The organism is Candidatus Bathyarchaeota archaeon (genome assembly GCA_026014745.1).
Lineage (GTDB): Archaea > Thermoproteota > Bathyarchaeia > Bathyarchaeales > Bathycorpusculaceae > Bathycorpusculum.
Genome location: JAOZHS010000001.1, coordinates 838,113 through 863,066 on the forward strand (window position 1 = coordinate 838,113; position 24,954 = coordinate 863,066).

At 47.1% G+C, this 24,954-nt stretch carries 22 protein-coding genes and 1 pseudogene; 14 read left to right on the forward strand and 9 right to left on the reverse strand.

Annotated features, from left to right (window positions below; translation table 11 throughout):
* Window positions 1-166 precede the first annotated feature (166 nt).
* Both NWE92_04560 and NWE92_04565 read left to right on the forward strand, forming a co-directional pair.
* Complete coding sequence (locus NWE92_04560) at window positions 167-1,168, forward strand: hypothetical protein (GenBank protein MCW4028901.1); 1,002 nt, start codon at window positions 167-169, stop codon at window positions 1,166-1,168.
* 180 nt (window positions 1,169-1,348) lie between these two features.
* Entirely contained in the window at window positions 1,349-1,681 is a 333-nt protein-coding gene (locus NWE92_04565; protein MCW4028902.1) for a VOC family protein, read from the forward strand.
* 50 nt (window positions 1,682-1,731) lie between these two features.
* On the opposite strand, the gene NWE92_04570 is transcribed toward NWE92_04565, so the two are convergent.
* Entirely contained in the window at window positions 1,732-3,033 is a 1,302-nt protein-coding gene (locus tag NWE92_04570; GenBank protein MCW4028903.1) for an MFS transporter, read from the reverse strand.
* 229 nt (window positions 3,034-3,262) lie between these two features.
* Here NWE92_04570 and NWE92_04575 point away from each other — a divergent pair, with 229 nt between their 5' ends.
* Entirely contained in the window at window positions 3,263-3,844 is a 582-nt protein-coding gene (locus NWE92_04575) for a hypothetical protein (protein MCW4028904.1), read from the forward strand.
* Window positions 3,845-3,933: 89 nt separating this feature from the next.
* Here NWE92_04575 and NWE92_04580 read toward each other — a convergent pair whose 3' ends face one another.
* Window positions 3,934-4,962: an Lrp/AsnC family transcriptional regulator gene (locus tag NWE92_04580; GenBank protein ID MCW4028905.1), complete on the reverse strand. Its 1,029-nt coding sequence runs from the start codon at window positions 4,960-4,962 to the stop codon at window positions 3,934-3,936.
* A 271-nt stretch (window positions 4,963-5,233) separates the two neighbouring features.
* On the opposite strand from NWE92_04580, the gene NWE92_04585 reads away from it, so the two are divergent.
* Together NWE92_04585 and NWE92_04590 are read left to right on the forward strand one after the other, a co-directional pair.
* Entirely contained in the window at window positions 5,234-7,780 is a 2,547-nt protein-coding gene (locus NWE92_04585; GenBank protein MCW4028906.1) for a PQQ-like beta-propeller repeat protein, read from the forward strand.
* Between the two features lie 56 nt (window positions 7,781-7,836).
* Window positions 7,837-8,139 (forward strand): hypothetical protein, encoded by a 303-nt coding sequence (locus NWE92_04590; GenBank protein MCW4028907.1) that lies wholly within the window; start codon window positions 7,837-7,839, stop codon window positions 8,137-8,139.
* Window positions 8,140-8,182: 43 nt separating this feature from the next.
* Here NWE92_04590 and NWE92_04595 read toward each other — a convergent pair whose 3' ends face one another.
* The 3 genes from NWE92_04595 to NWE92_04605 form a co-directional block, all read right to left on the reverse strand.
* Entirely contained in the window at window positions 8,183-10,381 is a 2,199-nt protein-coding gene (locus NWE92_04595; protein MCW4028908.1) for an HAD-IA family hydrolase, read from the reverse strand.
* 185 nt (window positions 10,382-10,566) lie between these two features.
* Window positions 10,567-10,830 (reverse strand): SemiSWEET transporter, encoded by a 264-nt coding sequence (locus NWE92_04600; GenBank protein MCW4028909.1) that lies wholly within the window; start codon window positions 10,828-10,830, stop codon window positions 10,567-10,569.
* 218 nt (window positions 10,831-11,048) lie between these two features.
* A complete protein-coding gene (locus NWE92_04605) occupies window positions 11,049-13,868 on the reverse strand; it encodes a hypothetical protein (GenBank protein MCW4028910.1) in 2,820 nt (939 codons plus the stop codon).
* A 145-nt stretch (window positions 13,869-14,013) separates the two neighbouring features.
* On the opposite strand from NWE92_04605, the gene NWE92_04610 reads away from it, so the two are divergent.
* Window positions 14,014-14,838 carry a hypothetical protein gene (locus NWE92_04610; protein ID MCW4028911.1) on the forward strand — a complete coding sequence of 275 codons (825 nt, stop codon included), beginning with the start codon at window positions 14,014-14,016 and terminating at the stop codon, window positions 14,836-14,838.
* 9 nt (window positions 14,839-14,847) lie between these two features.
* On the opposite strand, the gene NWE92_04615 is transcribed toward NWE92_04610, so the two are convergent.
* On the reverse strand, window positions 14,848-15,279 hold the full coding sequence (locus NWE92_04615; GenBank protein MCW4028912.1) for a CBS domain-containing protein: 432 nt from the start codon (window positions 15,277-15,279) through the stop codon (window positions 14,848-14,850).
* 214 nt (window positions 15,280-15,493) lie between these two features.
* Between NWE92_04615 and NWE92_04620 the strand changes: the two genes are divergently transcribed.
* The 4 genes from NWE92_04620 (at window position 15,494) to NWE92_04635 (ending at window position 19,131) form a co-directional block, all read left to right on the forward strand.
* On the forward strand, window positions 15,494-16,498 hold the full coding sequence (locus NWE92_04620; GenBank protein ID MCW4028913.1) for an alcohol dehydrogenase catalytic domain-containing protein: 1,005 nt from the start codon (window positions 15,494-15,496) through the stop codon (window positions 16,496-16,498).
* Window positions 16,499-16,854: 356 nt separating this feature from the next.
* Window positions 16,855-17,442: a UPF0175 family protein gene (locus tag NWE92_04625; protein MCW4028914.1), complete on the forward strand. Its 588-nt coding sequence runs from the start codon at window positions 16,855-16,857 to the stop codon at window positions 17,440-17,442.
* A gap of 4 nt (window positions 17,443-17,446) precedes the next feature.
* Window positions 17,447-17,944 carry a hypothetical protein gene (locus NWE92_04630; protein MCW4028915.1) on the forward strand — a complete coding sequence of 166 codons (498 nt, stop codon included), beginning with the start codon at window positions 17,447-17,449 and terminating at the stop codon, window positions 17,942-17,944.
* Window positions 17,941-19,131: a hypothetical protein gene (locus NWE92_04635; GenBank protein MCW4028916.1), complete on the forward strand. Its 1,191-nt coding sequence runs from the start codon at window positions 17,941-17,943 to the stop codon at window positions 19,129-19,131. Before NWE92_04630 ends, NWE92_04635 begins: the two co-directional genes overlap by 4 nt.
* Before the next feature lie 80 nt (window positions 19,132-19,211).
* Here the strand turns inward: NWE92_04635 and NWE92_04640 are convergent, their stop codons facing one another.
* Window positions 19,212-19,559: a hypothetical protein gene (locus NWE92_04640; GenBank protein ID MCW4028917.1), complete on the reverse strand. Its 348-nt coding sequence runs from the start codon at window positions 19,557-19,559 to the stop codon at window positions 19,212-19,214.
* 46 nt (window positions 19,560-19,605) lie between these two features.
* On the reverse strand, window positions 19,606-20,160 hold the full coding sequence (locus tag NWE92_04645; GenBank protein ID MCW4028918.1) for a CBS domain-containing protein: 555 nt from the start codon (window positions 20,158-20,160) through the stop codon (window positions 19,606-19,608).
* 104 nt (window positions 20,161-20,264) lie between these two features.
* On the opposite strand from NWE92_04645, the gene NWE92_04650 reads away from it, so the two are divergent.
* The 4 genes and pseudogenes from NWE92_04650 (at window position 20,265) to NWE92_04665 (ending at window position 24,358) form a co-directional block, all read left to right on the forward strand.
* Window positions 20,265-21,545: an O-acetylhomoserine aminocarboxypropyltransferase/cysteine synthase gene (locus tag NWE92_04650; GenBank protein MCW4028919.1), complete on the forward strand. Its 1,281-nt coding sequence runs from the start codon at window positions 20,265-20,267 to the stop codon at window positions 21,543-21,545.
* Window positions 21,546-21,578: 33 nt separating this feature from the next.
* A pseudogene (locus NWE92_04655) lies at window positions 21,579-22,682 on the forward strand (homoserine O-acetyltransferase).
* Window positions 22,679-23,278 carry a methionine biosynthesis protein MetW gene (metW, locus tag NWE92_04660; GenBank protein ID MCW4028920.1) on the forward strand — a complete coding sequence of 200 codons (600 nt, stop codon included), beginning with the start codon at window positions 22,679-22,681 and terminating at the stop codon, window positions 23,276-23,278. Before NWE92_04655 ends, metW begins: the two are co-directional and overlap by 4 nt.
* Before the next feature lie 96 nt (window positions 23,279-23,374).
* Window positions 23,375-24,358 carry a phosphatase PAP2 family protein gene (locus NWE92_04665; GenBank protein MCW4028921.1) on the forward strand — a complete coding sequence of 328 codons (984 nt, stop codon included), beginning with the start codon at window positions 23,375-23,377 and terminating at the stop codon, window positions 24,356-24,358.
* On the opposite strand, the gene NWE92_04670 is transcribed toward NWE92_04665, so the two are convergent.
* The gene (locus tag NWE92_04670) at window positions 24,355-24,909 is read right to left on the reverse strand and encodes a YkgJ family cysteine cluster protein (protein ID MCW4028922.1); all 555 of its coding nucleotides are present in this window, start codon (window positions 24,907-24,909) and stop codon (window positions 24,355-24,357) included. The two genes, NWE92_04665 and NWE92_04670, sit on opposite strands and share 4 nt — an antisense overlap.
* Window positions 24,910-24,954 lie beyond the last annotated feature (45 nt).

A 24,954-nucleotide genomic window follows, 5' to 3' on the forward strand; every position in this document is an offset into this window, starting at 1 on the left:
CTACAAGAGGTTTTGCGTTCTAACATCTGTTTATGAAACTTTTTCGAATTTGACTCTCTAGCATAGTTAAATAACATTTTTCTCGTTCTTGAAATAATGCTTCGCGATCTATACACAAAGTTGTGGATGTAAAACCTCATAAGGCAACAGTAACCAATGAGAATAGGTGGATATGAGAAGGGCAGCTTTAGTGACTGCAATTATACTTATAATTGTTCTAATGGTGCCTTTGGAGCAAGGGGTAATTGTAAAAGCAAATTTCATTAGAGTACATTCCATAACAATAGAATCTCCAATGAATCAAGAATACAAAACATCAACCATTGGTATTTCAGTAGTAGTCATAACATTTGGGACAGGGTATCATTTGTCAAATCTTACCTACTCTTTAGATGGAGAACCACCTATCCCCTTAAGGTTATCAGACCATATTGGACCATCGGGATATCCAGATGGTAACATTGGAACAAGGACCTTGATCAACTTAGCTGATGGCTACCACAACCTAGAGATTACGGCTCATTCAGGTAATGTGGCTTCAGCTTCTGTTATGTTCTTAGTGAATACAACAGGCTATCATTCACTTGAGCTACTTTCTCCATTGAATACCACTTACAGCAAAAACAATGTACCCTTAACATATACCTGCGAAGATAACAAGTATTCAGTCTACTATAAGTTAGATAACTCAAACTGCACTTCCATAAATTGTAACACTACCTTATCAGACCTTTCAATGGGGCAACACACAATCAGTATCAGAGCAATAAATGAAGGCAGATTATACTCAGAGCAGATAACCAATTTTACTGTATCTCCAGAATTACTTCTGTCTCCATTAGATGCTAATTATACACAAAACAATGTTCCCTTAACGTATACTGTTAATAACCCCAAATATCTGGTGTACTACAAGATAGATAACTCAACCTTCATGTCCTCAACGAGCAATATCACCTTATCCGGTCTTGCGGAAGGTAACCATACAATCACAGTCAAAGCAACTGACAGATATGGAACAACTCTATATGCCGAACAAACAGCCCACTTCACTGTAGACACAACAATGCAGACCTTAACAACTGTTGTTGCCATCACGTTAGGCATATTGGCAATAGGCGCTGTCTTAGCTGTAACTTATAGAAGAAGAAAGAGAGTTAGCAAGTAAGCAATGTTAACTAGTAATTGAAAAGTTTCTCCTAAAGGAAAAATTCCCACAAACCATCTATCCCTAAATTGAATACATCAACCATAATACTTATCAATTTACGAAAATTACAGTTTTAGCGAATGGAGCTGAAGGTCTATGAGTCAATTTTCAAAAAAGGGATTTCTATTTCACGAGTTGATGACAACCAATGTCGAGAAGGCCAAGGAGTTCTACCAGAAGGTCACAGGGCTGACAGCGACTTCTGGACCTTATCCAACACTTATGGATGGGTCCCAAATATTAGCTGGCTTAGTAGGACCAAGAGCGGAGGGCGCTGGGTGGCCATCCGGGGGTCCAGAGGCACATTGGATTGCCTATATTGGGGTGGAAGACGTTAATGCAGCTGCCAAAAAAGCCGAGGAGATGGGCGGTAAGATTCTGCTTCCTCCTACTGAAGTTCCAGGGTTTGGACGCGCAGCAGTCATCAGAGACCCACAAGGAGCAGCTTTTGGTATTTTCACCCCCCTTTAGTAGCACTTAGCATTACAAAATTGAGGGGTTTTGTTATCTTTTAGTCGTGATTAATTCTCTTGTGTTGAGAGGTTGATGCTTACTTTTGGATTTCGCGTTAATGTCAGCAGCCACACCGAAACTATTAGGCACGCTGCCGAAATCATGAATGTGACGGGGAAGCCTAAGTAGAAGGCTAAAAACCCCGCGGCAAAAGACCCTAACATCGTTGCGGCGCCCGCCAACGCGCTGTAAACCCCCAGCGATGACCCGTTGCGTCTGGGGCTAAGCGTGTTAAACACCATGGTGTTAGACGCCGTGTAATATACTGAGTAGGAAACTCCAACGACAAGCGGATAGAGAAGTAACGCTGGAATTATCAACCAAACCCCAGTCAACAAGTAAGCCGAGAGTCCTATTAGCCCCAAGGCGACGGCTCGCAGCACAAGACCTTCTATGGCGCTTTTCATTGGTGACTTATTTTCTGTATAGGAACCTGCAAATCGGAAACAAACAATCTGCACAACCATGCCAATTATCAATACCGCGAAAATCAGCAGAGCTGATAAACCATTTGAGTTTAAAAGCGGAACCATCGCGGTGTTAAAGATGCCTGATGAGAGGAAGAAACCAAACATTGCAAGATAGAGCAGGGTAGTGTAGCGGATTAGTCCTTGGGGCATTTTACGGAAGATGCGTTTGAAATCATTTTTGCTGGGAACTTTTAGGAACAAGTAGGGCGAGTGGCTGAGCCTATGAAAGAAACTCTGCTTGTCCATAACTAGCATTTGGCGTTCAAACACCATCGGGGGTTCCTTGATTAGAAAAGCCGCCAACACCGTGGAAGCTAAGGAGAAAACAGCCAGCGGAATCACCAGATACTCTATGGGAACATAAAGCGACCACACCATCCCCAGTCCCAATCCAACGGTTTGTCCGATGCTTGAAATCATTGAGAAGGCGGCGAATGCTGAAGCCCACTTAGGCTTATGCTCAGTTTCCATAACCAGCAAGTTAAGCGGGGTGGTTGAAGCGGTTATGGCAATGGAGATTAAAGCGTAGAGGAAGGAAACCATGTAGGTTGTTTGGGCAAACAGAAATAGCACCAGAAGCAGGGGGGTTACCAGAAAACTTAGCAGTACGAAGCGTTTTCGGCGCTGAAATCGGTCTACGACAAACCCCCAGAATAACGCGGCGGGGATGCTGACTGCGTTAAAGAGGGTAACTGCCAAGCCAACCTCCAATACTGTGCCGTTGAGGTTTAAAATCAGCAACTGAACCATAGTTGAAATGGGACCCAACGCGATGTTGAAAGGCAGAACCGCGCTAATCCAGATGGACCTATTGCCGTCTCCGAAAACGCTTGAATTCAATGCGATTGCTCCCATGTGAGAAGAACAGTGGCTTTTGTTCTTCCCTTGCCACCGTTAGAGTCATGGGCAGAACAGCAATTGCATCATAATTAAAATTTTTTTCAAAACAGCGCCAACCCGAAAAATCGTCTGTTTAGATCACTAATCGAACTTCAAGATATTGTGCTGATATTTGTCAAAAACCTTTAGATGTAAAACTTCATAAGCTAACAGCAACCTCTTGTTTTTGGTGGATATGCGGAAGGCATTGTTACTCTGCGTAACCATTCTAATGATACTGGTTATTTTGGAAGCTGCCCCCATGGCTGGAGCCTCAAATCCCATGTGCTCAACCACCATTAAATCCCCCACCAACCGCACCTACAACACAAATTTAATTGTGCTGGAGACCCTTAGTGACGGGTTGAGTGGAAAAAATATCTACTACACTTTTCTCTACAGTGTAGATGGAAAAGCAAATGTAACTTTGCCTGTCACAACTGAGTCCCATGAAAAGTCTTTTCAAATAACTATGAGGGGAGCAGCGACGTTACCTGAGCTATCTTGGGGTCCCCACAACCTGACTGTCTATCAAAAAGTTGAAGCCGACTCCACGCCGCCTATGCTTTATTGGGATAGCTACGTCGTAAACTTTACCGTTTGCGTAGAGGGACAAAATTCTCAAGTAACGCCTCCGTCGAACTCAGAACAAACTATAGCAGTCAATAACCCATCTAATCCAATAATGCTAACTACACTGGCTTTTGCCATCGCAGCAGTAGCTGTTGTTACGTCTTTGATTATTTTTGTGAAACAGAAAAGAAAGCAGTGACCTCGCTGACGCCTCTTTTTTCGATGCTTCAATCCGCCTTAACGTATCTGGTTGGGTATCGCTGTGCTGTCTACTCTTTAGAACAGCTCTTAGAAGGTGGTTATTGGCGTGCGTCTAGGTGGCCAAATATTGTAGACCTGTCCAAAACAGGTTTCGATTCTCTTGATGTAGGGAATTTTTTCTATATCTTTGTGGATGCTTGCTATGTCGTAGCAGTCTTTGACGTGAACCACAATTTCCAAATCAAAGACGCCGCTTAACCTGATGATGTCGTGGACTCCTGATACTTTGGAGAGTTCATCCACCATTTCGTTGATGTAGCCTTTCATTGACAATTCGATTAGGATTAAGAGGTAGCCTTGGTAGCCCAATTTCTGGGGGTCAATTTGCAAAACGGATCGAATGTAATTGTTCTTTTTAAGCCGCTCGTATCTTCGAGTTACGGTATCTGTGGAAATTCCTATTTCTTTTGCGATTTTTCCGAATGGTATCCGTCCGTCTTCGCTTAATTTTTCAACTATTTTCATATCCCAGTCGTCGAGCTTTAACAATTCATAATGTTGGGGGTCGGCTGTTTCTTTGGAATTTTTGTCCTCTTCAGATTGTGGGGGGGAATAGTTGATGATTTTTTCGGGGATGGCTCTGGTGTCCACCCAGAGGTTCGTGTCGAATCCATTGATGGGGTGCTGCTTTGAGATTATTTCTTTGACTTTTTCTAATGCGCCTAAAGATTTGAAGATAACAAAGACGCTTATGGTGTACGGGGTTCCGAAGAGTCGAGATACCCCTTTTGCGCCTTCTCCGGTTTGAGGCCAAAGGTTGAGTGAGTCTAAAACCTTTGCGCCCATACCGATGAAGGGCCAACTTTGAAGGGAGTCTAAAACTGGGTCTATATTTTGTGATTCTACATTTAGGCGGACTGCAGCTACTGCTGAGTAGCCGAAAAGCCTGTAATTGTATTGTATGGTGGCTCCTGTGATTATGCCTTTTTTCTGCATTTCTTTGTAGCGTTTCCAGATGGTGTCCTCGGAGACGTCGTTTTCTTTAGCGATGGCTGTGAAGCTTTTTCTTCCGTCCCTTAGGAGGTCCCATAGTATACGCTTGTCCAGGTTATCCATGTTTACCGCCCACTAGCTTCCCTAATAATTATGGGTTGGCTCTATTATCTTTTCGCATCTATGCCTTTTAATTTTTACGATGCTTGCTAAGTTAAAACTATCGGTATTATCGACTTTTAATGTTCAAAATCGGAGATTTACGAAACACTTATATCTCGTTAACTAGGCTGTTTAGTTTACCGTACAATACGGAAAACAAGTATTAAGGAGAAACAAACATTTGAACGGCAATCTAAACATAAAATCTAAGAAAGTAGCAACTTCTACTCTATTGATTCTATTGATCGCTTTCTCAACCATCGCAGCCTCCATCTCCTTCGCAGACGCTCACGATCCAGCATGGCAAATACAACCATACCTATACATCACTGCCACTCCAAACCCAGTCGGTGTCGGCCAACAAGCCACAGTCGTTTTCTGGCTTAACTACATCCCACCAACTGCAATGGGCAGCGCAGGTGACAGATGGATCTTCTACCTCGACATCACCAAACCAGACAACACAACCGAAACCGTCGGTCCACTTACCTCCGACTCAGTCGGCGGAAGCTACTACCTCTTCACCCCAGAGCAAATCGGCAAATACTCATTCACAGCACGCTTCGGTCCACAAGTATTAACCGGAAGCAACGGAACAGGCATACCCAACACCTCCTCTCTCTACGGCGGCACCAACGCTTACTTAAACGACACATTCCTATCTGCAAGCGGCACAACCTCAATCGTCGTCCAAGAAGAACAACTTCCTACCATTCCAACCTACCCACTTCCAACCGACTACTGGACACGCCCCATTGAAGGACAGAACGAAGAATGGTACACCATTGCATCAAACTGGCTCGGCTTCCAACAAGCAGTAAGATACCAAGCAGACGGAACAGCCCCCAACAGCGCCCACATCATGTGGACTAAAACACTCATTGATGGCGGTGTTGTCGGCGGAACCAACACTGGCACAGACGGTATCACTTACTACGACGGAACAGCATACGAAGGCAGATTCGGCAACCCACTCGTCATTAACGGACGACTCTACTATGCAGTACCAAGAAGTGACGCAGTATCTGGCGTTTTCGGCAGCACAACTCCAGACAACGGATATGCATGCGTTGACCTACGAACAGGCGAAGTCCTATACACAGTAAATGCAACCATGCCCAAATTTGGCCAACTCTACGATTACGAATCATTCAACCAACACGGTGTTATCCCCAACGGCTACCTCTGGAGTGTCTCTGGAAGTACCTGGACAGCATATGATTCCTTAACCGGCAACTGGCTATTTACTCTCACCAACGTACCCAGCGGCGCAGGTTCATCACTAGGCGTTACAACAATCTATGGTTCTAGAGGCGAAATTCTCTACTACCAACTAAACAATGCACAACACTTTCTAGCACTCTGGAACAACACTGCAGCAAGTGGCGAAACAGCAGCAACTAGCCCAGCAGACACAACCAGCACAGGCGCAAACCAATGGCGACCAGTCGGCAAGACCATCAACGCAAGCCTAGCATACTCATGGAACGTAACCATACCCACCCTACCCGGAACACCTTCAATCGTCAAAGTTATCCCTGACGACATGATCATTGGCACAAGCTCCACTTTCGCAAACCTACTTAGCTGGGGCACACCTGATCCCTGGACTATGTGGGCAATCAGCCTCAAACCAGAAAGCATGGGTCAACTCTTATGGCTAAAGAACTACACTGCACCCACTGGCAACCAAACCCTCTACTTAGGTCCAGTTGATGCAACAACCCGCACCTTCACCGTATGGTCAAGAGACGGCTTAACCGTTTCAGGCTACAGCATTGACAACGGCGCCAAACTATGGACCTCCGAACCAGAAGATGCTTGGGGCTTCTACAGCACCGGCTTCTCTGTTGCAGACGGTCTACTCTACCACAGCGGCTACGGCACAATCTACTGCTATGACCTCACAGACGGCTCAACCGTTTGGAACTTCAGCGCACCCAGCGGCCTTGCAACACCCTACACCAACTACCCACTCGGTATCCAAACTGTCGCTGACGGCAAAGTCTTCGTAGGCGCAGTTGAACACTCACGCAACGCACCCTACTGGAAAGACTCCAAAGTATTCGCTCTAAACGCAACCACCGGCGACGTAGTCTGGTCACTCGATGCATCTACACCTTCAGGCGCTCTTGGTCTAGGCCAAGAAACAAACGGCTTCGCAATCGCAGACGGTTACTACTCATACCTCAACCTCTACGACATGCAAATATACACCATCGGCAAAGGCCCAAGCCAAACTTCAATCACTGCATCACCTAAAGTATCAGTACAAGGCAGCAGTGTACTCATCGAAGGCACAGTCATCGACTTAGCTACCGGCACAACACAAAATGAACAAGCAGCAAGATTCCCAACTGGCGTTCCAGCAGTCTCTGACGAAAGCATGAGCGACTGGATGCAATACGTCTACATGCAAAAACCCATGCCAACCGATGTCACTGGTGTTAATGTCCAATTAGCAGTCATTGACGCTAACGGCAACTACCGCAGCATCGGCGAAGCAACAAGCGACGCAAACGGCCACTACAGCTACCAATGGTGCCCAGACATCACAGGCAAATACACAATCATTGCAACCTTCGCAGGCACTGAATCATACTATCCATCACACTCTGAAACTGCAGTCGCAGTCGACGAACCAGCACCAACCACAACACCAACACCAGCACCAGTCTCAATCGCTGACGAATACTTCATCCCCGCAGTCGTAGGCATAATCGTCATCATAGCAATCGGCTTTGCAATGACGATCCTTGTCCTCAAAAAACGCCCATAAGCAGGAAGACATGACAAAAAAATCTTCCCCCTTTATTTTTTTTGTTAAAAATATGAATGGATTTGATTAACATGATAGTTCAGCCTCCTCTAAAAAAAGAAGAAACCTCCGACGAGGAACTTTGCCCAGCGGTACCTCTGGAATCGGAAACGAGCTACAAAGTTAAGCCACGCGCTATAATTCTTAGAGCTCGTGACAAAGACTTTGATAAAGTAAGAAAACTGATAAAAAACGAGTTTCCAGAAGTTGAAATCATATACATCACGACGGGTCCAACCGCCAGTATCCTTAGAGTTGTAAAGTCTCTGCCCCTAGAGAAGCAAGACTCTGCGGCTCAACCGTTCTACAGTGTTGAATAACCGTCGATTTTTTCTAACCCTACTCTTAGGTCTATTTCAGAAATTAGCTGTTGTTAATTGTTTTGTTTTCCTCTAGCTGCCGTTTTAGGTTGTCAAACTGTTCTTGGATGCGCAGAATTAGTTCGCGGTCTTCTTTTTGTGACAGACCAACGTATTTGGCTTTGTTGTATTCTCCGCAGTAGGATAGGACGTCTTCGACGGAGTTTTGTTTTTCGTAGAGTTGTTTGATTTTTTGAGCTTCGACATCTTTTTTGTCAATGGCTAACACGGAGTACATGATTGCACAGGCGGCTCCAAACTCTAACCCTATGGTTTCTAAGCCGTGTTTTCGAGCAAGGTGGATTGAGCCGATTACACGTTCTCCCGCGTGAAGTTTTCTCATAGGGTCTCTTCCTACGCGTATGCATTCGTCTTTGAAGGAGGCGCGGCAGCGTTTGATAAAGTTTGAAGCTATCGCGTTAATGTAGGGTTTGGCATGAGGGTTCTCTGCTAAAAGGGCAGGTTTGATTTCGTTTTTGATTATGCTCTCAGCGAGTTTTGAGACTCTGTAGTCACCCATGCCTTGACCGATGGTTTTGTATCCCAGAATCGCGGAGTACCAAGCAATTATAGCGTGGGTTCCGTTTGAGAGTTTGTTTTTGATTTCCTGCATAGTTTTTATGTTCTCAACAGTCACTACTTGTCTTAGTCGTTCCAGTAGCGGGCTGCCTTTGCTGGCATAAATTGGCATGTCTGGTTCGCTGCTAAACAGGGTAACGTTTAGTTTTGAGAGTTCTTCTGCGAATTGTGTTACAACCGTGACATTGTCCGCGATGTTAATTGTTTGATAAATTGCTTTGTTCTCGATTTTGGCTGGCTCGTTCTGTTTTGTGGAATCCATGTCTTCTAGGTAGGTTTCTGAGAACTCGAAAATCTCCTTCATTTTTCCCTGATAAGCAACGATGGTTTTATGCATCCACTGTAATTCGTTTTGTATCTTCGCGAGAACTTGGTCATCGGGGATTTTCGCGACCATGCGGTTAACGACGGTTTCGCTGAAATACGTTTTTTTCATAATTTCTTTGGCTAACTCTTCGCCTGCGATGTGTTTGATGGCGTTTTCAACGTGGTTTTTTACGAATTTGGCTGAGTTAACCTTGTTCATGACGATAAGTATGGTGAGGTTTTCGCCTGTGCATTTGTGTCTTTCTAATAGAGCCTTGCCGATTAACTTTGATTGTGTGCGAATCGCCTGTTCGGGGAGAGATAGTCCGATTATCTGAGATTTCTTGTACATCTCAATCATCTGGGCTTCTTCATCCATGTCAATGATGGCTACGTGACTTATCGTCTGGAAGTACGCTAAGCTCTCGTATTTCACTCGATATTTTCCCAGGGCGTTAACTAGTTGGCGCATGAGGCTATTGTTTGTGGCTCCAATTATTTCTCGAGGTCGAGTGTATCCGTCCCAATGCGAAAAAATCTGTGCTAAATATCCGCCTCCTATCGCGCCAAACCCATGAATACCCGCAACGTGGTAGCCTATGCTCTGGGGAAAATGCTCGTTGAGCGCGGGCGGATGCATTTTAGGCATCTGAGCGATGAGTTCTTCGAGAAAATCCGTCATTTTTTCATATGAATTAAACGCAAGGGCTTTGACTTCAGGGTCAGGTTCCTTTATGTCTTTAATGAATATGGGTATTCCGCCCGCCGCGCTTGCTGCTAAGAGGCCGTTTTGGGAGTCTTCAAAGATAACGCAGCTGCCGGGTTCACAGTTTAATTCACTTGCAGCTTTAAGAAATATCTCTGGGTCAGGCTTTCCTTTCTCTACTTCTTCGCCACAGACCATTATGTCAAAAAACCGCTGCACCTTCGCGTTTAGGAGATATTCTTCCGCGATTTCCCTGCGGCTAGACGTTGCCAACGCTATGAGGACACCTGTTTTCTTGAGACGTTCAAGCAGGTTGTAGAGGCCGTCTTTGACGGGTACGCCGTATTCCCTTACGTAGCTTCTTTCAAGTTCGTCTGCGCGGGCTCGAATTTGTTTATAGGGGTAATTTTGTCCGTAGACTTTTTTCGCGATTTTTTCTGCGGTTACAGCGCTTACCCCGAAGGAGTCATAGAGGATTTGGTCTGAGATTTCGGTTCCGTAGATTTCTTTGGAGGCTTGCTTTAACATTTTAAGGCGTAGCCTTTCTGTGTCAAACATTGTGCCATCCATGTCAAAAATGGCGCCTTCTACGGATTTACTTTTAAAAAGCATCCTTGCTTCTCTCTTCTGTTTTCGGTTATACTGTTAGGATCTCTTATAAGTTTTTTCACGTAATTCTCGAATAAAAATGCACTAAAATCAGCAAATTCTGAATGTTCATATAATTTTTACAAAAATTTGTGGTGCTTGCCTAAAGACTCTCGATTATAGGCATCTTCAGGCAATTGTCTTGTTGGCTACTTGAATTTCGTTTTAAATGCCAGCATCGTGACTGATTGCGCAAACGCTGCCGCATTTGCCATTATGATTGGTAAATCTTTTACGATTATTCCGTAGGTAAACCATAGGATTACTCCTCCGCAGAAGAGTCTAAACATCCCTGAGGAAACATCCTTGGCTGATTTTGTTTTCCAGACTTTGAGGATTTGTGGAAGCAGCGAAATTGTTGAGAAAACCGCCGCTGCTAAACCCAATATTGTGATGACTTCTGTCGTCCCCATCTCTCCGTTTTGTGTGAGTCTTCGATACTGCACATGGTGGATTATTAGGCTTTCGATTTCAAAAAATATGGTTTCAAGCAGATGTGTTTTGATATTTTTAGGCATTTAAACGTTAAATTGTATGCATATTCCTAACGTTTGTGTGTGGGTATGCGCCCTTGGGTGTGGGGCAATTAACAAAATTCGGGAAATAAAAAAGGGAGAGGAATGAGAGGTGTTTAGGGTCGTTTTTTGAGGACTAAAATGATTGCTGCTGCTGCAATGGCTACCGCGATGATGATTGCGATTGTGCTGCCTATGAAGTACATTTCGTTAGCTGGGACAGTAATCTGGGCTGCTGGTGATGGGGTGGCTGAGGGTTCAGAGACGCTCATGTAGGTTTGTGCAAATGAACTGCCGTAGGCGTAGGAGCCGGGGAAGGTTGCGATTATCTGGTAGGTTCCGGGAACTTCAGGTGTCCAGTTAAGTCCGTAGGTGCCTGTGACGTCGCTTGTAGTGTTGCCGATGGTGATGTAGTTGCCGTTGGGGTCAATCGCAGTCAATATGACTGGGACTCCTTGGGCGTTTTGTGGCATGGGACGCTGCTGGTACATGTACTCCATCCATGCTGCCATGTCCTCATCTGAGATGGCGGGGGTGCCTTTGAGGGTGAAGTCTACGCTGCCTGCAATGTTAATTCTGCCTGAATCTGTCTGGTCAGTGACGGTTCCGACGAGGGTTACGCTTGAGCCAAGGATTGGGTTGAGTTGAGGTGCCGATACTGTGGTTGCGCTGGGTCCACGTCCGAGTTGGTAGATGTTGTCGTCGCGTGCATCGAGGTAGATGATGCGGCTGTCCGAGATGACGACTTTACAGGAGCCTTCAGGGTTGGGGTAAGCTTCCAATCTCCAGACCATCTCGCCCGTGTCGCAGTCTATGCAGATAAGAGCGCTGTCACGTCTGATTGGAACGGTTTGACCCGCCCATCCTGTTGAGCCGTCAACGTACATGTATGTGTGTCCCGTAATAGGGTCGTCAACGAAGAATTGGAATTCCAGCGGCGTGTAGGTTGAGCCTTGGCTCTCGAGATATCCAATGTCTGGCGCTGTGAAGTTCCATAGGAATTGTCCAGTGGTGGCGTTAAAGCAGGTTATAATGCCGAAGGCACATTCAGAGTTTGCTCCGCCTGGGCCAGTTGTGTAGGCTTTGCCGTTGTGGAATTGCATTGGTGCGCCATAGTAGGACCAAGCTGAATCAATGGTGTTTGTCCATAATTCTTGTCCAGTGGTGAGGCTGTAAACCCATTGTTTACCCGTAACTGCTTCAGAGAACCAGAAGGTGTTTGTGTATGAGTCTGCTCCGCCGAAAGTCACACCGCCATTATAGGTTGAGTTGGGGAAGGTATCTGAGGCTGCGGGAGGCGTGAAAGTAGTGGTCCAAAGCGTTTGCCCCCAAGTGTTGGGTGCTAAGCTGTAAGCGCGTATGTAACCTTGAACGGTTCCACGTCCGTCGTTTTGTCCGCCGCATCCAACCAGCACAAATTCATCAGGTACTATCTGAAGAATACTGCCTGTTTGGTTAACAACGGGGTTTCTGGGTCCATTAATGTCAGCGACAGATACGTTCATTGAGTATCCGTAGGTGCCGTCGTAGACTTTGCCGTAACCTGTTGCGCCAAATTGCCCAACTGCTGCTGAGCCTGGTCGCCACATCCAGTAGTCGTTGCCTGTGTCCGTCATGGCTATGTTGGTTGTGCCGTTAGGAAGCGTTGCAGGAGGGTAGACTCCGTATTCGGGTCGCCACCATATAGCGTAGGTGGTGTTCCAGATTTGCATGAAATACTTCGGAGCTGCATCCGTGCCTAAATTGGCAAAGTTAAGGTAGCATATTCCGCCCCATGTATCAGCGAATTGTGTTCCAGTTGCTCCCGTGCTAAGAACGGATGGCCCAAAGAATGAATAAACATAAACTGGCTGTCCGTTTCTCAGCAAAGGCTGCGTTACGTTAGCGATTTTTAGAATAGCTTTTCCGGTGTAGCCGTCTAGCATTTCATAAGTGCTTGTGCTTGTGCTGCCTGCGGGAACCGTGACTCCGGATGTTCGCCACAGATATGAGAAGCCGCCGCCTTGGTTGGGGCTTTCATAGTTGAGGATTTGACCCATGGCAGGTATTGTGTATTGACCATTGGTGTTGTTTTCAAAGTAGATTGTTTGTCCATTGTAGAGGTTAATGCAGAACCAGCCTTGACGAGGCGGGTTATTCACCGCATAGTAGCCCATGCCGTCTAAGCAGACCAAAGGACTTGAGAAAGTCTCGTATGCAATGCCATTATAGAAGGATGCATCGCCGTAGCCGCCCATGACGCCGCCTGTCCATGCAGGGCGAGTCCAAAGAACGTGGGGGCTAAGCACTGCAGCCTGATTTTGGACGCCGACTGTTCGGCTAAGTGTGGTATCCCAAGGTTGACCCAGCCATTGACCCATAACTGCATCTCCCCAGCCACGGTTCGCGTCATAAATTGGGCGAGTCCAATAGTCGGTTGGTAGAGGTGTTTCTTGATAGTTAGGTATGGGGTCCTCTTGGACTTCGAAGTAGGCGGGTTTGCTTGTGCTGGCGGCGTAGGTGTTGTTTACGTATTGGCTGTTTGTGTTGCCGGGTACGCCTGTTAAGGTTTGACCTGGAAATCGGGATACACAGGTGTATTTGCCGACTGCGTCGGGGACATAGGACATGTATCCCCCGCCCACTGAGTCAGAGGTAAGCGGACCAAAGGTTTCGTTGGTTCCGTCTGGTTTTATGATGTCTATGTAGCCAATCCATCGGTCTCCGATGGCGCCTGCAGCGGTTGGCGGTAGCGCGTTTAGCCACCAGACGATGAGAACTTGTTGTCCGACGCCGACAAGTGGTGGGGATGCTGCGACGTAGTTGTAGGTTGAGTAGTGGATGGGTGGGTAATTGCCTATTGCTGTTGGCAGTATCATTAGTGTAGAAGCCATGGCAAATATTAGAAGCAATGTGAGGGTTGTTGATGTTTTCCTGTTAAAGTTTGGTTTTCTCATTTCGTTTTTCTCCTTTATTCGGAGACTAAGAGGTTGCCTGGATTGTGCTTATATAAGGTGGTAAGTGGGGGTTCTACTTACATTTGCGAAAATTTTAAATCAAAACTGAATCAATTTAAGCAATTGCGGTTGTATTCAACTGGGGGTGGTCTTACTGAAAAGCTCCGAAAAAATAGAAACCCTCACTGAACTAGGTTTAACCAACAACCAAGCCAGAACCTACCTTACCCTTCTTCAAACCGCAGGTCACCTTACCGCCAAAGAACTCGCTGATACCTCAAAAATCGCTCGTCCCGACATCTACCGAATTCTTCCAGCGCTTCAAAAAGCAGGGTTAGTCGAACAAATCATGACTCGACCTGCCAGTTACGAAGCTATCTCTCCTCTGCAAGTTTTGCCTTTTCTGCTCGAACAGAAAACTACTCAACAGCAAGAACTCAAAAAGAAAACCCGCGCGCTATTAAACGACATTAACACAAATCCTGCCAAAAAAGAATGTGAAACCGCTGCCGAGTTCATTCTGGTGCCCCAACATAAAGCCCTGATTGAAAAACTCAAAGACGCCCTTTTGCAAGCCCAAACAAGCGTAAGCGTGGTAACTTCAAGCAGCCGTTTCAAGGCGGCTTTGGTGACTTTTCGGGGAGACTTTCGAAAAGCGCTCGATAGTGGTGTGAAAATTCAGGTTGTCACGGATTATTTTGTGCCAAAATTGGAAGCTCAAAAAACCCTTCAAGCGCTCTTGAAGTATCCGACGTTTGAAATTCGATACTTGGCTGATGCCCCGCCCGCCATTGTGGGGTTATATGATTGCAAGGAGGTCCTTGTCTCTTTGTCTCCTCTTGGGCAGTTGGGTGTGGGCCCCAGCCTTTGGTCGAATAATCCAAGCTTTGTTGTTCTGGTACAGAACTATTTTGAAAATTACTGGCACCACACATCAGACGCCTATGGGCATCAACCGTTGATTATTTAAGAAAAGTTGTTAGGTGACGGGTCCGGTGGGGTAGCGGCCTAGGGCGTCGAGGATTTCTTCGGTGGTGGTTTTTTTGCCGACGTTTCGGACGAAGTCTGAGGCGACTACGATGCCGACGAGTTTGTTGTTTTTTAGGACGGGGAGGCGGCGGATTTTGTTGGTGGACATGACGCGTGCGGCTTCTCGGAGGGATGTGTCGGGGTCGATGGTGATGAGGCTTTTGGTCATGACTTCGGTTACTTTGAGGTCGAGTGAGGCGCGTTTGGCTACGATTCTGCGGACTATGTCGCGTTCGGTGATTATTCCGACGGGGAAGGCTTGGATGACTACGATTAGGCAGCCTAATCCGCTTTTTGCCATGAGTTCGGCGGCTTCAAAGACGGTTTTGCTGGTTTCGATGGTGACTACATCTTTGGTCATGATGTCTTTAACTGCGGGCATAAATCATCAGTATAGGAGAAATGTTTTGGTGATAAAAGGGTTGCCATAGGTCTCTGCCTGCCTTTGGTTTATGTTCGAAGGTTTGCTTGTGGGGGAAAAAGCCCTTAAACGATAACTTGCTTTCCTACGGTGTAACTGTACCTTAGCAGTCACATACCGTTAAAAGGCTGCTGAATTGACCAATAAACAGGCTCCTTGCGTTTGATGTGAAATCATGAAAGCCCAACTCTTAACCCGAATTGACAAAATCGAAAACCACCCCCTCATCTACACCACCGTCCCCAATCCCGTCCCCACATCTGATCAGGTGCTTGTAAAAATCAAAGCCTGCGGGGTCTGTTACAGCAATCTGCACATGATCGAGGGCGAGCTCAAGGCGTTTGGGGTTCCCGCAAAGTTGCCCATTATTCCGGGGCATGAAATCACTGGGGTGGTGGAGGAGGTTGGTTGTGACGTGACGGAGTTTGCGCCGGGCGATCGGGTGGGGATGCAGGTTTTGTGGCATACGGATGGGACTTGCGAGTTTTGTCTTACGGGACGCGAGAACCTTTGCCTCAAACGCCAAACCACTGGCGAGACCGTTGATGGGGGTTATGCTGAGTATGTGGTGGCGCCGGCTGCGTTTGTGTATCGGTTGCCCAACAATTTGGGGTTTGAGGAGAGTGCGTCGTTGTTTTGTCCGGGGGTTACGGCGTATCATGCTGTGCAGCGGGCTAATGTGCGTATTGGGCAGAAGGTGGCGGTTATTGGCATCGGCGGTGTGGGGCACATGACGCTGCAGTTTGCCAAGTTGGCGGGCGCGGAGACGATTGCGGTGGATACGTCGGAGGAGAAGTTGCGGCTGGCACAAGACATTGGTAGCGACCACGCCTTGACCTCCGCAGAGTTGGATCAATTCATCCTTGACCACGGACGCCCGGACATCGTCATGGTACACGCACCCAGCCAACGCGCGGTAGACCAAGCCATGCGGGTAGTGAAACGCGGCGGAACCGTCTTGATGGGCGTGTTTGGCAACATATCAGTGCAGTTCCCCGAAGAACACAGCATCATCGGCAGCGTAATAGGCACGCGGGAAGCGATGATTGAAACATTGCGATTGGCTTCGATGGGCAAAATACGCGTCGACTGGAACGTATATCGCCTAAGCGAAGCCGAAGACGTGTTGATTAGGCTAAAGCAGGGCAAAATCGTGGGCCGCGCGGTGCTGGTTCCTTAAGCTGAAAAGACAATAGAAGTCCAACAGGCTAATGGACTGTTTCTGCGCTAATACTGACCTACCCCTCTATAGTTTCTGCATAGAACCACTAATAGGATCCAAATAGACAGCAAATAGATTCGTGAACGCAAAAGAAAGCAGCGAACAGCACAATGCAAGCGGGCACTAGCATGGCCCAAACAGGCAAAAACACCGCCACCACCCCACAAACCAACCCACCCATAAAAACAAACTTCACAATAAAAAAACAAAATAAAACAAGCCATATACAACACTGCGTACAAGACATAAATAGTGAAACGGGCAGTACTTGTCATAAATAAGTAGTTACACTTGAAAAAAATGAGAGAACAATAATGGACAAGCATAGTCTCCCTGCCATAGACGACCTTTCGTTAACTCAAAAAATCAGTATACTTCTTCTGGGAGGCAATTGTTCAGAACAGCTTAAGGGCAAACTGTGGTTTCAAAAGGAGTTATTTCTAATCGCGCAGAATCTTCCAGAACTTGAAGAAGAAACTGATTTTGAGGCAGATTTCATTGGCCCTTATAGTGAAATAGCTGATGAAGAGTTAGATCATCTACGGATAGAAGGCATTGTTGATAGAACTAAAGAGAAACTAACCCCTATAGGCGAGAAAATCAGGGAGCGCGTAGACCTAGAATTCTCTGAGGATATAAAGAAATTTATTACTGAAATCAAAACATTTTTGAACGATCTGTCGAGAGACGAATTGCTCGGTTTTATCTACTATACATATCCGAAAATGAGAGTTGAGTCAGTTGAATTTGAGCGTATTTCAAAAATTCGTAAGGAAATTGCAATTTGCCTATTTAGAAAAAGCAAAGTTAGTCTTGGTAAAGCTGCCCAAATAGCTGGTGTTATACAGGAAGATTTCATTAATTTACTCCACCTTAACGGCATAAAGGTTTACTCGGCGTGATAACATGGTTTTGCTCATTTTAGATTCATCTGTTATCATTGCTTTTATGACCGAGATGGATGATGGAGATTATCTAAAGGCATTATGTTCAATGGGCTTTAGAGTAACAGTTACCTCTGGTGTAATTGAGGAAGTTAAAAAAGAACCTGGAAAAAGCCGACTTGCAAAAGCAGTTGAAGAACACTGGATCGAAGTTCAGGAAATACCTGAAGATGAGTTCACATTTTTCAAAAAAAGATACCCCATGCTAGACTATGCAGAGGTTGAGGTTATTCAGAAGGGAATTGAACTAAAACATCTGGGTATTGACTATTGTTGTATTATCGATGAGGGTGCTGGGCGAAAAATTGCAGATGCCTTAGGTTTGGAGAAAATGGGAACTGAGGGTTTATTGAATAGAATGAACCATTTGGGTGTTATCGACGCATCGCTTAAGGAAAAGCTTTTCAAGAAATTGTACCAATCATCATTCAGGCCATCAAATTCGAGTGTACGGCGATGACAAAGCTTTCAGTTCACCCAATTGACACAGATAAAGGTGATGAATCACTTTACATAACAAAAGAAATTCGCACAAGCGGACAATCTATAAGGACACCAATAGTTGCCTATAATAACAATTTAATTCGAAATGATGAACAAGTAGCTCCAATAACAAGAGGCCTAAATGAAATTTATTGTGAAATTGAAACTCAAAAAACACCTTTAGAAAAATTAGTGCGGAACACAGCGGCAACCAATAATTTCGATCAGAGGATAAAATCCCAACTTAGGAAGTCATCAAGTAACGAAATAAATTTGTGCATCTTAGAGTGTAATCTCCAAACGTATCCTTCGTCCCAAAGTTGGGAGTTCGTGCTTGATACAGCTCACGCAAATTCAGAAATTGTTCCCGTACCAAACACGCCCGAAATTGTTTCCAATATAATTGGGTCTCAGGATAAATTCGAAACATACCTTTCTTTTTTAAAACAATCAATCGATTACCTCAGAGTGATTAATGAAAAGCCCATAATGGGTGTTATCCCAACGCTCTCTTACACAAACACAAGGCAGTTAATGGAATTTTACATTGACTATGGCATTAATGCTTTCTATGTCGATTTTTCAGCGCGTAATATGATCACTGCAAAAAGAGATTGTATGAACGTTCTAAAGGTTCTTAAGAGGCATGAAATGATAGAGAGCAGCTTTTTGTATGCATATAACTTAAACTCAGGTAGACTAACAAAAACTACCGATGCTGTAGCAGCCAAAGACATAATCGCCTTTGGATTTGGTTTTAATGCATTTGGACGAAAGCACAAGCGCCCAAAGGTCGATGCAAGCGTGTGGCGGCAGATTAACACAATGCCCAACAAGGTTCGTATCTTTAACAAGAAAGACTATGGTTATTATCGAGTAATTAACTCTGATAAAATATCTACTTTTTATCCACCCGATTCCTGTTTTACTGCTGAACAATTTAGTCATTTTCTTAGCTTAAGCACAACTGAAATACGACGCTGTGAAGCCTTATTTAACACAGAACAGCTTAATATGGAAGCCTTTAGGTTACGGCAGATAATTAAAGATGATAAACCTGTCGATTACTTGTCACGTAAGGCATATGTTCGAAAAGAAGACATAAAAACTATGCGAAATTTCAAAGCTAAAGTGTCTTCTAAATCCGAAAGTACTGATTCATGATTCAGTTTAGCAACATTTTAGCTCATTCACTATTTCAGCAATGAAGACAGATGCATTTTAATTGCATTTCTATGGTTGTGTTATATGTTGTAGTTGTCGCCTGTGGTGTTTTCTTCGGTTTCATAAAAGGTGACGCATAGTTTGCAGAAGTCTTCGGTTACTTTTTCCCATGTGGTTTCTTGGTGGGCAAGCTGGTTGGCGACTTGTTTGGCGGTGGTTTGGATTTTGGGGACGATGTCGTTGAAGTCTTGGGTGCCTTTGGTGGCGCGTTTGGCGTTTAGGTATTGGCTGACGGCGGCTTGGGTGGTTTTGAGTTTCTGCGCGGCTTCCACTTGGGTGAGGTGGTAGGTGTTAACTAGTTCTTTGGCTACTTCGGCGCGGAAGACGGGCAGCACGTATTTGCCTATGGTTTCGCATCGGGCGCTCATAACTGTCAAGATGGATATAACGGCATTATAATTAAAATATATGCGCCTAAAGCATGCGTAGCAGGTCTGCTTTGGTTATGATTCCGACGATGACTCCTTTTTTGGATGCGAGCACGGCGGGGTAGGTTTGCAGAAGGCTGGTGATGAGTGAGATGGGGGCGTCGTCGCTAATCTGGGGGAAGGCTTCGTCCATGATTTGTTCGGTGGACATGGTGGAGAGGTCTTCTAGTTCTTTGCCGGCGAGGATTTCTCGCATAATCGTTTTTTCGCTTATGCTGCCTACGGAGTGTTTGCCGTCGAAGACTGGGATTTGGCTGTAGCCATGGGTTTTCATGAGTTGGACGACGTTGGAGACGGGTTCGGTTTTTTGGACGGTGACGACTTCGTTGTGGACGACTTTTTCGGTTTGGATTTTGGTTTTGAATTCGAGGCGGTCTAGGACGTCGAAGATGGTTTTGACTTTGGTGTAGCTGGAGTCTATGGTGCCTGCTTCGAGTTTGGCTATGAGGGATTGGCTGACGCCTGCGGCTTTGGCGAGTTCGTTTTGTTTGAGGCCGAGTTGGCGGCGTCTTCTGCCGATGTCTTCTACGGTGGGGAACATGGGGTTGTATTGTGCGGCAGCGGTTATATTCTTTTTGGAATATTTTTCGCAAAAATCAATATAACGCCGTTATCCAACCATGTAGCTAACGGAGAAAAAACAAAATGACCCAAAAAACCGACACTCTTGCCATCCACGCCGGCCAAGAAACAGCCGACCCCACAACCAACGCAAGAGCAGTCCCCATTTACCAAACAGCCTCATACACCTTTAACAGCCCCCAACACGCAGCCGACCTCTTCGCCCTAAAACAATTCGGCAACATCTACACCCGCATGGGCAACCCCACCAACGACGTCTTCGAAAAACGCGTCGCAGCCCTCGAAGGCGGAACCGCAGCCGTAGCCACCGCCTCAGGACAAGCCGCCATCAGCCTCGCCCTACTCGCAATCACCCGCGTCGGCGACGAAATCGTGGCAGCCAACAACCTCTACGGCGGAACCTACGAACTCCTCCACTACACCTTCCCCAAACTCGCCCGCACAACCCACTTCGTAGACTCCCAAAACCCCGACGCATTCAAAGCAGCCCTCACCCCCCGCACCCGAGCCATCTACTGCGAAACCATCGGCAACCCCAAACTCGATGTCCCCGACTTCACCACCCTCGCAGCCATCGCGCACCAAGCAGGCGTCCCCCTAGTCGTGGACAACACCGTTGGCGTCGGTATAACCCGACCCCTCCAATGGGGCGCGGACATAATCGTTGCCTCCGCAACCAAATACATCGGCGGACACGGCACCAGCATCGGCGGCATCATCGTCGACGGCGGCAAATTCAACTACAACAACGGGCTCTACCCCGAATTCACCGAACCCGACCCCAGCTACCACGGCATCAAATACACCCAAGCCTTCGGCAACATAGCGTTAGCGGTTAAAATCCGCGTTCAACTGCTCCGAGACCTAGGCGCATGCCTCAGCCCCTTCAACGCATGGCTATTCCTGCAAGGACTGGAGACTCTGCCGCTACGGCAACGCAAACACAGCCAAAACGCGCTGCAAATCGCCCAGTATCTTGAGGCGCATCCGCTGGTAAGTTGGGTTAATTATCCGGGTTTGCCCAGCCACCCAAGCCACAGCCTCGCCCAAAAGTACCTCGGCGGCAACTTTGGCGGACTCGTCGGCTTCGGCATCAAAGGCGGCAAAGAAGCAGGCAAACGCTTCATCCAAAACGTGCAGCTCCTCTCGCATCTGGCAAACATAGGCGACGCCAAAAGCCTCGTCATCCACCCCGCCTCAACCACCCATCAGCAACTCACCCCCCAAGAACAAGCCCAGACAGGCGTCACCGAAGATTACCTGCGCCTATCCATAGGCATCGAAGACCCCGCCGACATCATCGCAGACATCGAACAAGCACTACAAAAAGCCACCCAACCCTAACCCAACTCGGAGGCACAAAAAACGCAAACCCCCACCCCCCAAACCTACACCTTCGCCACATCACCCAACGAGTTCAGGCTAGAGTCAGGCGAAACCCTCGGCCCCGTAACGTTGGCGTACGAGACGTTTGGCGAATTAAACAAAGACAAATCCAACGCTGTCCTTGTTTTGCATGCGTTAAGCGGCGACAGCCACGTCTCAGGTGAGGGGGGCTGGTGGAGCAACCTCATCGGACCAGGCTTAGGCATCGACACAAATCGGTTTTTTGTTGTGTGCTCTAACGTTTTGGGGGGCTGCCGCGGCTCCACAGGACCCTCCTCGCTCAATCCAGAGACAGGCAGAGCCTACGGCACAGGCTTCCCTGCGGTATCCATCGGTGACATCGTCCATGCCCAGCGGCACCTAATTGACCATTTGGGTATTGAGAAGTTGCTTGCAGTCGTCGGGGGTTCCATGGGGGGCATGCAAGTGCTGCAGTGGATGACCAGCTACCCCAACCGCATCCGCGCAGCCGTCCCCATCGCTACTACGCTTAAGCATACTCCTCAGCAAATCGCCTTCAACGAAGTCGGGCGCCAAGCCATCCTCTCCGACCCCGACTGGCAAAACGGAAACTACCCCTCTGCTTCTCCGCCTACACGTGGGTTGGCGTTGGCAAGGATGATTGGACACATAACCTACATGAGCGACGCTTCGATGGCAGAAAAGTTTGGCAGACGCACCCGCCCCGACAAGGCGCCGTTTAAGTTTAGCGCTGAATACGAAGTCGAAGGTTACTTGCATAGCCGCAGCGACAGCTTCGTTAAACGCTTCGACGCCAACAGCTACCTCTACCTCACCAAGGCACTTGACAACTTTAACCTCCTAAACGGCAACAGAAACTTAGCCGACATCTTTGGGGGTTTGGCGGCGAAGGTGCTGGTGATTGCCTTCAAATCGGATTGGCTCTACCCCACCTATCAGTCACGTGACATCGCGCGGGCATGCAAACTCGGGGGCGTTGAGGCATCCTACTGTGAATTGGACTCAACCTATGGACATGACGCATTCCTACTCGAAACCGAGCAAGAAGCCCGCTTAATCGGGCACTTCCTATCAGCAGTCGCCAACGGCTACAACGGAGGCAGCAACAATTGAAATCAACCCTAACCGACTACAAAATCATACTGGGCTGGGTCAAAGAGGGTGCTTCCGTGCTGGATCTTGGTTGCGGAGACGGCGAACTCCTCACCCTGCTATCCGCCCAAAAACAGGTACATGCACAGGGGATTGAACTCTGCGAAGCCGCCATACAACGCTGCGTCGCCTCGGGGCTGAGTGTTTATCAGCAAGACATCGACTCGGGACTCTCGGAATACGCCGACAACACCTTTGACTACGTTATCCTAAACCAGACCCTGCAACAGGTCAAAAAGCCCGATTACGCTTTGACGGAGGCGTTACGGGTGGGGAAAAACGTCATCGTGGGGTTCCCCAACTTCGTCCATCTCTCTGCGCGGCTCCAGATGCTCCGCGGTAAAGTCCCCGTAACCGCAGCCCTTCCCTATCCTTGGTATGATACGCCTAACCTGCATTTTTTGGGTATAGCGGATTTCCAAGCCTACTGTAAACAGAGAAGCATCCGCATCGACGCGGCAGCATACGTGAGAAAGAACAGCCAAGTGCGGGTGCTGCCGAATTTGTTGGCAGAGACGGGGCTTTTTTTGTTATCTTCAAGCGTCAAGATGCCCTGATATGGGTGTTTGAGGTGCAGATTTTACTGTTGGTTAGCGGTTTTTGATTTTGGCGTGATTTAGGAAAAGGCATTTAAAAGGTCCATGCACTGTACGTTGCAGGTTAACGTTTACATGGTCGATGCCGAAAACACTGAAGCCGAAACACCCAAGCAAAAAATATCCTTTGACTACCATTCCTCGCGGTTCTTCTCACTGCTTTTCCCAGCCCTGTACCTGATAGCGATAACCATCTTCTGCCTCACCTACCATATTATCCCTGGACCTGAATTGCTGGTTTTAGGCATCCTTATCTATGCAGCTTATAATCAGCGGACTTGGCGGGTAGTGAAGGATTGGCTACCGTTCATCACGGTTTTCATCTCCTACGAAATCATGTACAGCGTAGTCGGAACCATATCTAACAACCTCCACTTGGGACCCTTCAACGTCGACTTAGGCATCTTTGGACAAATCCCAAGCTTAACGCTTCAAGAAACCATCCGCGCACCCTTCCTCGACTACATGGGCGCCTTCTTCTACTCCATTTACTTCTTTGTTCCCACCCTCTTCGCCTTTGTGCTCTGGAAGAAAAGCCCCAAAAACTACTGGAAATACATCGTCGCCTTCGGCATCTGCACCTACGCCGCCCTGATAACTTTCCTCTTCTACCCCGTCGCGCCACCATGGATAGAAATGAGCTCAACCTACAACGTCGCCTACGCAGGACCCCAAGTTCTTCGGGTTCTAACTGGCTCAGTTGATGTTAGCCTTGGCATACCTGTCTACAAGACGCTCTTCGATTTCCTCAGCCCCAACCTTTACGCGGCATTTCCCAGCATGCACTCAGCTATTCCTTGGCTAGTGTTCCTGTTTGCGTTCAAAGTTTGGCGGTGGAAAGCTTTGCCTGTTGCAGCGATTCCTGTGGGAACATGGTTTAGCGCCGTCTACTTGGGTGAACACTATGTTGTGGACGTTTTAGGCGGCATCCTCTACGCGACTGTCGCATTTTGGGCGGTTGAAAAACTGCTGCCTGTCCTCTCCCAGCATATTGGGGTGCTGCGTAGGCATACCCCTTCAGCGTTAACTGAGGCTTCTTAGGGATTTAGTGTCTCAAAAAGAGCCAACTCATCAGCTGTTGCGCCTGCTTTTTTTAGTTTGGTTATGCAGGTTTGGTATTGTTTTTGGTTGAATCTACTGGACTGATGCGGTTCGGTGTCGGTGAAGTGGAGGCTTTCTTGTGTGGTTCTGCCGCGTTTTAAGGCGATGCGTTGCTGTCTAAAACGGTCTAAAGCTTCGCAGTGGTCTGCTTGCATGCCAAAGAGCGTGTTGGGGAATCGTCTGCAGCCTTCGGGTCGAATTTCATAGATGCTGCAGATTTTGTTGCTAAGAAACGGGCAGGGCGTGTGCAGGGTGTAGTTGTCGTATTGTTCTTCGCCCTCTTCAATTAGGTCTGCAAGTTTGTCGTAGAGTGATTTGAGTTTGGCGGCGACTTCGGGGGGTACACCAGACTTGGATACTAGGGGACCCGCGGTTAAGAAATCGTCAAGGATGCAGCATACGCCGCATTTAGTGCAGAGGAAAGGCAGATTGATTGACCAGCCGCCTTCTTTACGGGGGAATTCTAAATGTAAATAAACTGTGTCCACCATGCTACATCGCTGGTTATCTTTACTTTGTAGGGTTTTCAATCTTTC